Annotated in this window: 14 protein-coding genes; 7 read left to right on the forward strand and 7 right to left on the reverse strand. The window is 70.1% G+C overall.

The window, feature by feature from the left end:
- Positions 1 to 19 precede the first annotated feature (19 nt).
- Complete coding sequence (locus ABD401_RS14465; protein WP_344605901.1) at positions 20 to 808, reverse strand: SDR family NAD(P)-dependent oxidoreductase; 789 nt, start codon at positions 806 to 808, stop codon at positions 20 to 22.
- Positions 809 to 971: 163 nt separating this feature from the next.
- On the opposite strand from ABD401_RS14465, the gene ABD401_RS14470 reads away from it, so the two are divergent.
- On the forward strand, positions 972 to 2,540 hold the full coding sequence (locus tag ABD401_RS14470) for a PEP-utilizing enzyme (RefSeq protein ID WP_344605903.1): 1,569 nt from the start codon (positions 972 to 974) through the stop codon (positions 2,538 to 2,540).
- Positions 2,537 to 3,562 carry a DUF7064 domain-containing protein gene (locus ABD401_RS14475; RefSeq protein ID WP_344605905.1) on the forward strand — a complete coding sequence of 342 codons (1,026 nt, stop codon included), beginning with the start codon at positions 2,537 to 2,539 and terminating at the stop codon, positions 3,560 to 3,562. Before ABD401_RS14470 ends, ABD401_RS14475 begins: the two co-directional genes overlap by 4 nt.
- Before the next feature lie 7 nt (positions 3,563 to 3,569).
- On the opposite strand, the gene ABD401_RS14480 is transcribed toward ABD401_RS14475, so the two are convergent.
- Both ABD401_RS14480 and ABD401_RS14485 read right to left on the reverse strand, forming a co-directional pair.
- Complete coding sequence (locus tag ABD401_RS14480; protein ID WP_344605907.1) at positions 3,570 to 4,325, reverse strand: HD domain-containing protein; 756 nt, start codon at positions 4,323 to 4,325, stop codon at positions 3,570 to 3,572.
- A gap of 49 nt (positions 4,326 to 4,374) precedes the next feature.
- Positions 4,375 to 4,551, reverse strand: coding sequence for a hypothetical protein (locus tag ABD401_RS14485; RefSeq protein WP_344605909.1), 177 nt, complete (start codon positions 4,549 to 4,551; stop codon positions 4,375 to 4,377).
- 290 nt (positions 4,552 to 4,841) lie between these two features.
- Here ABD401_RS14485 and ABD401_RS14490 point away from each other — a divergent pair, with 290 nt between their 5' ends.
- Together ABD401_RS14490 and ABD401_RS14495 are read left to right on the forward strand one after the other, a co-directional pair.
- Complete coding sequence (locus tag ABD401_RS14490; protein WP_344605911.1) at positions 4,842 to 5,927, forward strand: carboxylate-amine ligase; 1,086 nt, start codon at positions 4,842 to 4,844, stop codon at positions 5,925 to 5,927.
- 44 nt (positions 5,928 to 5,971) lie between these two features.
- Positions 5,972 to 6,583 (forward strand): flavodoxin family protein, encoded by a 612-nt coding sequence (locus ABD401_RS14495; protein WP_344605913.1) that lies wholly within the window; start codon positions 5,972 to 5,974, stop codon positions 6,581 to 6,583.
- A gap of 3 nt (positions 6,584 to 6,586) precedes the next feature.
- On the opposite strand, the gene fdxA is transcribed toward ABD401_RS14495, so the two are convergent.
- Positions 6,587 to 6,943 (reverse strand): ferredoxin, encoded by a 357-nt coding sequence (fdxA, locus tag ABD401_RS14500; protein WP_344605915.1) that lies wholly within the window; start codon positions 6,941 to 6,943, stop codon positions 6,587 to 6,589.
- Between the two features lie 78 nt (positions 6,944 to 7,021).
- On the opposite strand from fdxA, the gene ABD401_RS14505 reads away from it, so the two are divergent.
- Positions 7,022 to 7,237, forward strand: a complete 216-nt coding sequence (locus tag ABD401_RS14505) for a ferredoxin (RefSeq protein ID WP_344605917.1) — start codon at positions 7,022 to 7,024, stop codon at positions 7,235 to 7,237.
- Here ABD401_RS14505 and ABD401_RS14510 read toward each other — a convergent pair.
- A complete protein-coding gene (locus ABD401_RS14510) occupies positions 7,234 to 7,890 on the reverse strand; it encodes a helix-turn-helix transcriptional regulator (protein WP_344605919.1) in 657 nt (218 codons plus the stop codon). The genes ABD401_RS14505 and ABD401_RS14510 overlap by 4 nt on opposite strands.
- A gap of 161 nt (positions 7,891 to 8,051) precedes the next feature.
- Here ABD401_RS14510 and ABD401_RS14515 point away from each other — a divergent pair, with 161 nt between their 5' ends.
- Positions 8,052 to 9,413 (forward strand): DUF7405 family protein, encoded by a 1,362-nt coding sequence (locus tag ABD401_RS14515; RefSeq protein WP_344605921.1) that lies wholly within the window; start codon positions 8,052 to 8,054, stop codon positions 9,411 to 9,413.
- Here ABD401_RS14515 and ABD401_RS14520 read toward each other — a convergent pair.
- A complete protein-coding gene (locus tag ABD401_RS14520) occupies positions 9,410 to 10,435 on the reverse strand; it encodes a DUF7064 domain-containing protein (RefSeq protein ID WP_344605922.1) in 1,026 nt (341 codons plus the stop codon). The genes ABD401_RS14515 and ABD401_RS14520 overlap by 4 nt on opposite strands.
- Positions 10,432 to 10,914: a tryptophan-rich sensory protein gene (locus ABD401_RS14525; protein ID WP_344605923.1), complete on the reverse strand. Its 483-nt coding sequence runs from the start codon at positions 10,912 to 10,914 to the stop codon at positions 10,432 to 10,434. The genes ABD401_RS14520 and ABD401_RS14525 overlap by 4 nt, the downstream gene beginning before the upstream one ends.
- Positions 10,915 to 11,074: 160 nt before the next feature.
- On the opposite strand from ABD401_RS14525, the gene ABD401_RS14530 reads away from it, so the two are divergent.
- Positions 11,075 to 11,650, forward strand: a 576-nt coding sequence (locus ABD401_RS14530; protein WP_344605924.1) for a Rieske (2Fe-2S) protein, incomplete at its 3' end; no start/stop codon positions are given.

The following is an 11,650-nucleotide window of genomic DNA, read 5'->3' on the forward strand; positions in this document are numbered from 1 at the left end:
TTCGCACACCGCTCTCCCGTCAGTACGGCGCCATTCCGCCGTCGATCGAAATCTGGGCACCCGTCACCGAGGCGCCCGCCGGCGACGCCAGGTACACCGCCAGTGCTCCGATCTCCTCCACCGTCACGGGCCGACGGGTGGCCGACATCGCCAGGTACATCGCCAGCATCTGCTCCGGGGTGAGCCCCATCGCCGCAGCAGCGTCGTCCTCGTAACGCCGGACGAAATCGGTCAGAACCAGGCCGGGGCACAGCGCGTTGACCGTCACGCCGGAAGCGCCGACCTCGTGCGCCACGCTCTTGGTCAGGCCGTTCAACGCATGCTTCGACGCGACGTACGGGGCCTGCCCCGGGGACCCGGTCTTGCCCAGGATCGAGGACACGTTGAGGATCCGCCCGTGTTCCCGCGCGATCATGTGCGGGAGCGCGCGCCGCATCGTCCAGAACGGCGCATCCACGTTCACCGCGAACGCGTTCCGCCAGCTCTCGTCGGTGGTCTCGACGACGCGGGCGCCGACGTTGGGGCCACCGGCGTTATTCACCAGGATCTCCAGCGACCCGTACGCGGCGACCGTGCGATCGATCAAGTCTTCGGCAGCGTGTTGAGAACTCACGTCGACGGCCACGAACTCGGCGGCGCCCAGCTCCTCCTGCGCACGCTTGCCCCGCTCCGCGTCGCGGCCGCAGATCACGACAGTCGCCCCCTGTGCGACGAAAGCCCGGGCGATGCCGAGCCCGATCCCGCGGCTTCCACCCGTCACCACGGCGACGTGGCCGGCCAGTTGCGTGCCGGCGACCGGGTCGGCCATCGCTTCCCTCGCTCCTTCGCCGGCCCCCCGGACGTTGCCAGGGTACCAATTGTCGGACAGACTACCAATTGCTGATTAGCAGACCGTCGACGTGGAGCTCGCCGTGCAGAGGGATCCCACCCATTCGACCTCCGAGCCGAACCGGTGTTGGACGCTCACCAACATGAGCGAGGCGACGCCCGACGTGCTCACGCCGATGTGCTGGAGCCTGTGGACGCCGCTCGGCGAGCTCGGTGCCCGCCGGGCCTGGCACGAGCTGGGCCTGCTCCCGCGATCCATGGTGCGACTGCCCGCGGACGTCAACGGCTTCGTGATGGCTCCGTTCTACGGGCGGCAGGCGATCAACGTCGACCTGCTGGCCACCTTGATGGGAGCGTTACCGGGAACCAGCCGGCAGGACGTGGAACGCGACTTCATGGGGACCGTCCGCTCCGACGCCCCCAGCGACCGGGCGCCCAGTGGGCGACTCCCCTTCATCCTGCTTCGCGCGCCGCTGGTGCTCGCGCGGTTGGACTCGCGGGTGGGCGCCCTGTACACGGACCAGCTCGAATGGTGGCGCCGCGACGTCTTCCACCGTGGTCAGCCCGACGGTCAGGCTCTGCTCGTGGCCGCCCGTGACCGTTTCCTCGCGGCCATGACCCTGCACGCGCACGGTCGGTTCCTGAGCCAGGCGGTCCAGGGCGCGATCCTCAAGCTGGCCGCGTCGGCCGGCGCGGGCCACCTTGCCACCGGCCTGTACTCCGGGTTCGGCGGGGTCGCCGAGACCGCAGTCGCCGAGGACCTGTGGGAGTTGTCGCGCGACCGGCTCACGGAGCATGAGTTCCTGTCGCGGCACGGCTTCCACGGGCACGACGAGGGCAACGTCTCCGGCGTTCCCTGGCGGTCGGACCCGGCCCCGATCCGGGCCCTGGCCACGACGCTGGCAGGGCGGACGGAGGCCAGTCGTCCCCGCCTGCGCGAGCAGGCCGCCCAGCGGCAGCGGCAGGCGGCGGAGCAGGAACTACGCGAGCTGCTTCCCCGCTCCCGTCGGCCGGCCGTAGCCGCCCTCGGCCGCCTGGCGCGACGTCAGATCCGATGTGTGGAGCGAACCAAGGCCGCATTCCTCATGGCGATCGACGGCGCCCGGGCAGCCGGCACCCTGCTCGGACCGGAGTTGGTCGCAGCCGGCCGGGTACACGAGCCCGCCGATGCCCTCTTCCTCACCATCCCGGAGCTGCTCGGGGACCCGTTCCCCGATTCCGCAGAGCTGGCCACCTTCCGCCGTGGCCTTCGCGACCACTACCGCACCCTGACGGTGCCGACAACCTGGGTGGGCACTCCTACCCCGGCGGACGACACTCCCGTTCACCCAGTCTCGCCGACTGTGGGCGAGTCCTTCAAAGCCGATCTGGTCATCGGCGCGCCCGGCAGCAGCGGCGAGGTCACCGGTCGGGCCCGGGTCATCACGCGGCTGGACGAGGCGTACGCGCTGGACGAGGGCGAGATCCTGATCTGCCGTCACACCGACCCCGCCTGGGTGGTGGCGATGTCGCTGGCCGATGCACTGGTCATCGACATCGGTGCAGCAAGCAGCCACGGCGCCATCGTCGCCCGCGAACTCGGCATCCCCTGCGTGATCGGGACCGGCGACGGAACCGACCGGATCCGCACCGGAGACCTCGTCGCGGTCGACGGCACCCGCGGCGAGGTGCGCATCCTCGAACGCCAGACCAGTCCGGAGCTATCGGGATGAGCAACGTGACCGACGACGGATCGACGTTCTACCTCAACGTGCATGAACGCAGCTTCGGCCAGGCGCACCCCTCGGACGACCGTCTGCACCGCGACGCCAATGCGTTGATCCCGGACGACCCCGACCTGGTCGAGACGCAGTACCTCGGCTTCAACGTCCCGACGGCAGGCATCGACGCGTTCAACTACGTGTGGGCGCATCCCAATCTCGGCACGGCGAGCGGCGGGGCATGGGCCTGGCAAGGCGAGAACGCCGGCCAACTGCACTCCGAGCTCTTCGACATGCGCAACTACCTGCCGATCTCAGCCGTCGGCGAACTCGACTCGTACATCCTCCCGAACGGCTACGGCGTCGAGGTGGTGAAGCCCCTGGAGGAGCTCCGAATCACCTATGAGGACGCCTCCCGGGGGAACGCCTTCGACGTCACGCTCAGCGCATTCATGCCACCGGCGGTGATCGCCAACGGTAAGCACTTCGAACAGGGCATGCGCACTCGTGGGTCCATCACCCTGCTCGGCGAGCAACACACCGTCGACGGATTCACCATCCGGGACCGGTCCTGGGGCGAGACCCGCCCCGAGGCGCCACGACTCGCCCCCGTGGTCCATTGGATGACGCCGGTGTTCGGCGAGGACTTCGCAATCCACGCCTTCGCCGTCGAGGACCCCACCCGCAAACCGATCTGGGACGGCCTCTTCGAGTTCTCCGCGGACCGGGCCGCCGAACTCTCCCGTGGCTGGGTATGGAAGGACGGCGATCTCACGTATCTCGAGTCGGTCACCCTCACCGCCGAGTGGGATCTGACCCGCCGCTATCCGACGGCCTACCGGGTCGACATGGTCGACGTCGAAGATCGGCGCTGGTCGATGACGGCGGAACTGGTCGCCGCGTCCAACTGGTACCTGTGGAACAACATCTACACCCCGATCCTGCTGATGCGGTTCGAGTGCGACGGCCGCAGCGGGTACGGGGACTCTCAGATCGGCGCGTGGACCGACGTAGTTCGCCGGCGACTGCCCTGACGCAGCCCTACTCCGGGAACGGAGCGATGCGGGCGAGGGTGGGGAGGAGAGCCCACCGGGTGAGCCACTGCTGCCGGCCGCCGGGGAGTGCGGCGGTCTGGGCCGTCCAGCTGGTGCGGAGGGTCTTCTTCCACCCGAGCCGGGGGTGGCGGGCGAGGACGTCGTCGACGTAGGCCGCGGGCATGAGCTCGAGCCCGCTGCCGGCGACATCGGTGAACGCGCCGGCGGAGACGAAACCGCCGGGCGAGGTGACGTCCTCCAGCGCCCCGACCGTGATGTGACCACAGATCTCCGCGCCGACGCGGGCCGAGAACGCCGGGTCGGCGCCGTGGGCGAGCAGGAACGCCTCGGCCTGCTCAGCCCCGGTGAGCGCGAAGCATCGGCCGGGCGTCGGGGTCTCGAGGGTGATGTCGTGCAGAAGGCTGGCAATGAGCGCCTGCTCAGGGTCGACCGCCCGCCGCTGGTGCTCGGCGATCGCGAGACCGAACCAGAAGGTCCGCCACGAGTGCTGGAGCACGCACGGTGAGAGCACCTCGGTCGCGTGCTCGATCGTCTCCTTCGCCAGCGTGGAATCCGGCAGGACGAAGGCGTCCAGGTCGACCTGCGCGGTCCCCCGGCGACCGGTCGCCAGACGCAGTCGCACGCCGGGGTACTTCGCGACGGACCGGAGCAGAGGCGGGAACAGCGCCCTGCTCTGGGACCTGGTCAGCACCCCACCGGTTGCGCGGGCCCAGTCGTAGTCGATTCCCTCCGGAGCAGCCATGGCCGGAACCGTACGGTCGTATCGGTTCCGGCCACCAGATGATCTCCGGTCAGACGCGTGTCAGATTCGGACGCGATTCGGCGAGCTCACGATCGCGCGGGTTCGGTACGTACCGGACGATCGACTCCACCACCCGACCGCCCTCGTTCTCCCAGCGGTCCAGCTGCACCAGCTGACTGCGGATCGGGTCGAGCTCCGACCCCCGAACACTCGGCAGAACTGGCATCGTCACTCCCCTCGATCTCGGCACGGAGGCCGGCGAGGAAGCTCCGCGCCTCCGCGCGGCTGATTGCATCTATCGTACCACGATAGACCTGATAGACCGTCAGCTCGCCGAAGGCGTCCAGGGGCACGGCGGCCGACGTGTGGCGCGGGCAACGTCCGCGCGCCGGTTGAGCGGGCCCAGGCCGGACAGTGTCAGGACATGAAGCTTCTCCTGCTCCTCGTCGTCGTTGCCGCCGTCGCCGCGTTCTTCGCCACGCGCTCCAAGCAGCGCTGAGACCAGACCCTCGCCCCATGCGCACGGTCGGCGTCGAGGAAGAACTCCTGATCGTCGACCCCCGCACCGGATCTGCGCGCGGGCTCGCCGACGACGTGGTCGAGGCTGCGGACGAGGGCGTCGAGACGGAGCTGCAGCGCCAGCAGGTCGAGATCGCGTCCGCGCCGCAGCAGATCCTCACCGAGCTCGCCACCGACCTGACGGAACAACGGGCGGCCGCCATCGCCGCCGCTGCCGACCGCGGGGTGGCGCTCGCGGCGCTCGGCACCTACCCGGGACAGGTGCAGGCGCAGCCCAGCTCCGACCGGCGCTACCGCCGACTCGTCGACCGGCTCGGTCTGCCCGCCCGCGAACAGCTCACGTGCGGTACGCACGTCCACGTCGAGATCGCGGACCGGGCCGAAGGGGTGGCGGTCCTCGACCGGATCCGCCCGTGGTTGCCGCTCCTCGTGGCGCTCTCGGCGAACTCCCCGTTCTGGCAGGCCGAGGACACCGGGTTCGCCAGCTACCGCCACGAGGCCTGGGGCCGCTTCCCCTCTGCCGGTCCGACCGAACTGTTCGGCTCGGTCGAGAACTACGACCGGACGGTGGAGGCACTCGTCGCCACCGATGCGCTGCTCGACCGCGGGATGCTCTACTTCAACGCCCGTCTGTCGGCGAAGTTCCCGACCGTCGAGATCCGCGTCGCCGACGTCTGTATCCGTGGCGAGCACGCCGTGCTCGTCGCAGCCCTCGCCCGCGCGCTCGTCGCCACCGCAGCGCGGGATTGGCGCGCCGGCGCGGACCCCGACCCCGTGCGCCTCGAGTTGCTCCGCGTCGCCTACTGGACCGCCGCCCGCTGGGGTCTCGACGGCGACCTCCTAGATCCCCGCTCCGGCCGGCCCGTCCCGGCCCGCGACGCGATCGCGACACTGCTCGACCACCTCACCGACGCCCTCACCGAGACCGGCGACCTGCCGCTCGTCCGCGGCCTGCTCGAGCAGCTGCTCACCGACGGCACCAACGCGCGCTGGCAACGCACCCACGTCGAACAAGGCGCCGACTGGCCCGACCTCGTCCGCGCCGCGGTCGAGCTGACGCGCGAGCCGATCCGCCTGCCCTGACCCGGTGCACGCGTAGCGGAGTTCCGGGCGGGCAGGGCGTTGGTATGACGTCGACCCTTCGCGCCCTGGTGCTGTGCTGCACGCTGAAGTCCGGCGACGCCGAGTCGAGCTCGGAGAAGCTCGGCCGGGAGGTGCTGGTCGCGCTCGCCGATCACGACGTCGACGGTGAGGTGGTGCGCGTCGCCGACCAGAACGTGAAGTTCGGTGTCAGCACCGACGAGGGCGACGGCGACGGCTGGCCCACCATCCGACGCAAGGTGCTCGACTCCGACATCGTGGTGATCGCGACACCCATCTGGATGGGTCAGCCCTCCGCGGTCGCCAAGATGACGCTGGAGCGGCTGGACGCCGAGCTGTCCGAGACCGACGACCAGGGCCGGCCGACGATGTACAACAAGGTCGCCGTCGCCGCGGTCGTCGGCAACGAGGACGGCGCCCACCACTGCTGCGCCGAGGTGATGCAGGCACTCAACGACGTCGGCTTCACCGTCCCCGCCGCGGGCGGCACCTACTGGGTGGGCGAGGCGATGCAGAAGACCGACTACGTCGACGCCGGCCCGAAACCCGAGACCACCGGCGCCGCGACCAAGACCCTCGCCGCCAACGCCGCCCACCTCGCCCGGCTGCTCCGCGACTCCCCGTACCCGAAGAGCTGAGGGTCAGGCGCTCTCGGACTCCTCCCGCGGCGGGAGGGACGCGACGAGCGGGGCGTCGATGCCGAGCCGGCCGAGTTTGGCGGCACCACCCGGGGAGCCGAGGGGGCCCTCCATCCCCGGCAGGGTCTGGGCGAAGAAGGCCTCGTTGTCGGCGAGGTGGGGACGCCAGGCCTCGGGGAGGTCGTCCTCGTAGTAGATAGCCTCGACCGGGCAGACCGGCTCGCAGGCGCCGCAGTCGACGCACTCGTCCGGGTGGATGTAGAGGGCCCGCGCGCCCTCGTAGATGCAGTCGACCGGGCATTCCTCGATGCACGACCGGTCCGTCACGTCGACGCACGGCTCACCGATCACGTAGGTCATGGCGTCAGTTTATACAATGTCTTCTTGTAAAAACTGCGGGAGGCCAGAATGGGTCCGTCGGCGAGAAGAGGTGGAGTCGTGTCCAAGCCGTTCGTCCGGGTCAACCGCGCCCGGTGCCAGGGGGTGCAGATGTGCATCGCATGGGCGCCCGGAGCCTTCGAGGCCGGGCCCGACGGGCTGGCGATCTTCCGCCCGGACGGGGAGTGGACGCTCGAACAGCTCGAGGAAGCGGTCGAGAACTGCCCCACCGAGACTTTGACTCTGGTCCTGGACGGGGACGAGGAGACGAGCTAAGCCAGCTTCGTCAGCCGGGCCAGGCACAGGTCCGGGGCGACGAACGGCTCCAGTTGATCGGCCGTCACGTCCGCGCCCCACCCCTCGAGCGCCCCCTGCATCACCCCGAGATGCAGCGAGCACACCACCGTCGACCCCGGCTCCGCGAGTTCGAGGAACGGGCAGTTCCGCAGGCCGATCTGCGTGTGCCCACCCTCCCGTCGGCGCTCGGGAGCGAAGCCGAGCTCGTCGAGCAGGTCGACCAACCGGCTGACCGGACTCCGCCGCACCGCTCCCCCGTCCGCGGCCGCGAGCGCGCGACCCTGCGCCCGACCGGCTGCCAGCGCCTGCCCGGCCGGGTCCGGGCCGGCCGCGAGCCCGGTCACCAGCGCCGCCGCCAGGAAGTGGTAGTTCCGCGGGCCGGCCGGGTCCATCTTCGGCACCGCCCGGTACAGCACCGGCGGCCGCCCCGGACCGCACCGATCGGGCCGCACCTGCTCGACGCGTCCCTGCTCCAGCAGCGCGTCCAGGTGCCACCGCACGGTGTTGGCGTGGACCCCGAGCTCCGCCGCGACATCGAAGACCGTCAGTGGTTCGGTCGCGTCCGCCAGGGCCCGCAGCACCTCCGCCCGGCGGCCCCGCGCCGGTCCGTCCGCGCGAGGCCCGTCCGTCATGGGTCGCAGTTTATCCAACCTACGCTTTGACAAACGAGGGATTTATATCGTGTTACGATATAAATCCGGAGAGCCCCCGTCCGAGCCACGGGCGCGGGCTCCCGCTCCAGACGCTCCCGCCACGTGGTGAGCGCGCCCTTCGACATCGAAGGAGGTTCCGCATGGCCGAGGCCTTCGACTGGACCACCGTCGTCGACTACACCCGGCGGGTGCCGGTCGATCCCCCGCTGACGCAGTACGAACTGCCGGGCATCACCGAGGAGATGCACAAGGACGTCCCGGTCGCGGTCGTGCCGCTCTGGCACGCGGTCGTGACGGGCCGTCTGGCGTTTCCGGCCGACGACCGCGCGACGCTGCGCACGGCTCAGGCGCGTCTGGACCGAGCGCTCGCCGAGATCGAGCGCGTCTACCCGCTGCAGCCGGGCGGCCTCTTCGTCCAGGTCGCCTACGGCACGCCGTACTTCCGGGAACGGCTCCCGGCGAGCTTGACCGACGAGTTCATGCCGAAGTCGGTGATGCCGGGCAGTGAGGGCGACTGGGCGCTCGTCGACAGCATCCGGTTCCCGATGGACCCCCCGGATCTGCTCCTGGAGCAGAACGACATCTGCTTCCACTTCAAGAGCGACTACCGGCACCACATCGAGGACGTTCTCGACGCCCTCTTCTCCCCCGGCGACCGGCGCCTCAACGGCATTCCTGCCCAGGGTGTGTTCATCGGTGACCTGGTCACCGTCACCTCGACGCGCCGCGGATTCGCCGGACGGAGCATGCCCAAGCTCGTCGGCGAGCGGCTCGGCATCCCCGGCGCCGACCGGATTCCCGACGGCGCGATGCTGTTCCTCGGCTTCACGTCCAGCCACGTGCACGGCCTCGCCGCGGGGAACCTCGCGAGCTTCGAGACCCTGCCGGGCTTCACCGATCAGCTCCCCGGGAGCTACTTCGCGCACGGCACCGCGATGCATCTCTCCCACATCGCGCTCGACCTGAAGCGCTGGTACTCGTTCACCCCGCAGGAGCGTCTCCACCGGATGTTCCATCCCCGGCGCACCGAGACCGAGGAGATCCTCAGCCCGGACCAGTCCCCGGCGACCACGACGTTTCGGGAGGAGCGCGACGACGACGCCGCCCGGTACCGACTCGTCGGTCACAACGAGCAGATGCAGTTCCTCTCCCGCGTCGAGACCGACACCGTCACCGCCTACGGCGAGAAGGTCGAGCGCGGCACGGCGTTCTTCCTGCGGCAGGACTTCGACACCGTCGAGAATCCGTTCGGCTTTTCCGTCGACGAGCCGGTCTCCACCGAACCGCGCGCCGGGGTGCACTTCGTCGGTCTCGGACCCTGCTCCCAGCACTACGAACTCATGCGGCGCGAGATGGACAGTCCCGACCTGAAGGAGCGTCACGCCCTGCCGGACGAGAACCTCGGCTTCACCGACGTCCTCACCACCACCCACCGGCAGAACTACCTGCTACCGCCCCGGGCCCATCGGTCCTTCCCGCTGGCCGAGGTCCTCGTCCGCTAGTCGTGCGGCCGCGCCGGCAGGAAGGTGCGCAGGTAACCGTGGGACAGGATGTCCTGGAAGTCGCCGTGGCCGACCAACCCGTCCGGCGTCTCCCAGCGCGCCAGGCACATGAACGACGACATGTTGTGCCAGGCCCGCCACTCCGACGCCGCGAGGATCGTCCCGCGCAGCGGGAGGTCGAGCCCGCGGTCGTCGGTGAGCGTGACGTCGACGCTCTCGGGGAACAAGGTGGCCGGGTTGCGATGCGTGCGCTTGCGGATCGCGACGACGGGCGAGTACACGCCGTCCCGGCAGATCCACCCGGCGCGCAGTGGGTCGCCGCCGGGGACCTCGAGCGTGCCGGCCCACTCCGGCTTCAGGTCCGGGGAGTCGAACGCGGTGGCGCCGAAGCTGAGGTCCGGGCCGAGGACGCCGTTCAGCCACGTCATCGGCGGCAGGGCGCTGTGCACCTCCCGCCGCAGCTGACCCCAGGACCGGTCGCGGACGCTGTAACCGTCCACCTCGTACTGCCGACCGTCGAGGGTGAGCGTCCCGCGCGTCCGCATCGGCTGCTCCAGGTGGAACCCGGTCTCCAGCACCATCGGCTCGGCGAGCGCGGTGAACTCGATCTCGAACGCGTTGCCGCGCGGCTCGTCGGCGTACCGGGCCCGCAGCGTCCGCAGCGGCTCGACCACCTCCGCCTCGTAGCCGTTCGGCAGCCGGTAGCGGTGCAGGTCGTCGGCCAGCACCGCGTCGTCGACGTAGGTGACGATGTCGAACAGGTCGGAGGCCAGGCTGTTCGGCTGCACCCCGCGCCACACCCACGCCCCGCCGGTGACGACCCCGAGGTTGGGGTGGTGCCACAGATACCCGAGGCCGCAGATCCCGTGCTCCGGCACGCTGAACCCCAGCGCCTGCGTCTCCGTCAGCTCCGGCCCCGGCTGCGCCACCCGCGCCTCGGGGTGCAGGAACTCGTCCCGCGGGTCCGGCACAGCGAACCGGCTGTTCTTCGCCTCCCAGAACGCCTTCGCGGTGTCGCTCATCCCGTCCGTTCTACCTGGTCGCCGCTGGTCTCGTTCAACCGCCACAGCCGATAGGTCCAGGGAACGTCGTAGGCGACGACCCACGTGGAGTACGCGGCGACCAGGCGACGGGAGACCTCGTCGTCGCGGACCGAGGCCTGCAGCAGGGCGAGCGGTGGCAGGAAGGCGAGGATGCCGAGGAACCCGTCCCGGGCGCTGCGGCGGCCGAAGAACACCGCGTTCCACGCCTCATTGCCGGCCAGGACGACGATCGCCCGCCGGTAGGTCCGCCAGTCCTCGCGCCCGACCGCCCGGGCGACCACGGTGCCCATCGCGACGTAGTAGGCGATCCCGACGGCGTAGAACCCCGGCATCGGGAGTTGCATCCGCGGCGCCCGGAGATCCCGGAACCACGCCATCGACTCCCGGCCCACGAAACCGTTCCCGAGGACGGCGGCGCCGACCACGGGCAGGAGCGTCCGGACCCAGCGACTCCGCACCCCGTCACCGTAGCGGCGCCTGCGTTCACGAAGCGCCACTGAGGCATCACGGAGAGCTACCACAACCAGGGAGACCGGGAGTGCGTCCCCAAAATGGGCAGTTAAGCTCACATTGGCCGGGTACATCTCCGACAATCGCCCGCAGAAACGGAGGCCCCCCATGTCTGCTGCGGACAACAAGGAAACCCCAGGTCAGGAGCCCCAGGAGCTCCTCGACCGTCGATCGGCGCTACGGAACTTCTCCCTGGTCGGCCTGGCCGCGGTGGCGGTCCCGGCGGCCGCGGCACCGAAGGACCCTGTCACCGACCTGCTCAACTCCCTGCTCGGTGGCGGCGGGTCCGAACCCGCGCCGTCGGAGCCGGCTCCGACCCCGACGCCCAAGCCGCCGACGCAGGTCAAGTCGGTCGAGCCGAAGGGCAAGTACGTCAAGGCGAGCAAGGAGCCGATGGGCTCGGTCGAGGACATCCCGGTCAACAGCGGTGTCCTCTACGAGGCCGAGCAGTACGTCATCGCCCAGCCGAAGGCCGGGCACTTCGTCGGCTACGACGCCCTGTGCACCCACGAGGGCTGCCCGGTCGACTCGTTCGACACCCCAGGTCAGATGAACTGCTCGTGTCACGGCGCGAAGTTCAACCTCGCCACCGGCAAGGTCGAGGACGGTCCGGCGAAGAAGCCGCTGCCGAAGAAGCCGATCGTGATCGAGAACGGCAAGATCTACAAGGCCAAGAAGGCCAAG

Source organism: Sporichthya brevicatena (assembly GCF_039525035.1).
Taxonomy (GTDB): Bacteria; Actinomycetota; Actinomycetes; order Sporichthyales; family Sporichthyaceae; genus Sporichthya; species Sporichthya brevicatena.

Excerpts from the sequence above, each read along its gene's own strand:
- ABD401_RS14480 (WP_344605907.1), bottom strand. The coding sequence starts at position 4,325 with ATGGCTGCTCCGGAGGGAATCGACTACGACTGGGCCCGCGCAACCGGT.
- ABD401_RS14515 (WP_344605921.1), top strand. The coding sequence starts at position 8,052 with ATGGCCGAGGCCTTCGACTGGACCACCGTCGTCGACTACACCCGGCGG.
- ABD401_RS14470 (WP_344605903.1), top strand. The coding sequence starts at position 972 with ATGAGCGAGGCGACGCCCGACGTGCTCACGCCGATGTGCTGGAGCCTG.
- ABD401_RS14520 (WP_344605922.1), bottom strand. The coding sequence starts at position 10,435 with ATGAGCGACACCGCGAAGGCGTTCTGGGAGGCGAAGAACAGCCGGTTC.
- ABD401_RS14510 (WP_344605919.1), bottom strand. The coding sequence starts at position 7,890 with ATGACGGACGGGCCTCGCGCGGACGGACCGGCGCGGGGCCGCCGGGCG.
- ABD401_RS14490 (WP_344605911.1), top strand. The coding sequence starts at position 4,842 with ATGCGCACGGTCGGCGTCGAGGAAGAACTCCTGATCGTCGACCCCCGC.
- ABD401_RS14465 (WP_344605901.1), bottom strand. The coding sequence starts at position 808 with ATGGCCGACCCGGTCGCCGGCACGCAACTGGCCGGCCACGTCGCCGTG.
- ABD401_RS14485 (WP_344605909.1), bottom strand. The coding sequence starts at position 4,551 with ATGCCAGTTCTGCCGAGTGTTCGGGGGTCGGAGCTCGACCCGATCCGC.
- ABD401_RS14495 (WP_344605913.1), top strand. The coding sequence starts at position 5,972 with ATGACGTCGACCCTTCGCGCCCTGGTGCTGTGCTGCACGCTGAAGTCC.
- fdxA (WP_344605915.1), bottom strand. The coding sequence starts at position 6,943 with ATGACCTACGTGATCGGTGAGCCGTGCGTCGACGTGACGGACCGGTCG.
- ABD401_RS14475 (WP_344605905.1), top strand. The coding sequence starts at position 2,537 with ATGAGCAACGTGACCGACGACGGATCGACGTTCTACCTCAACGTGCAT.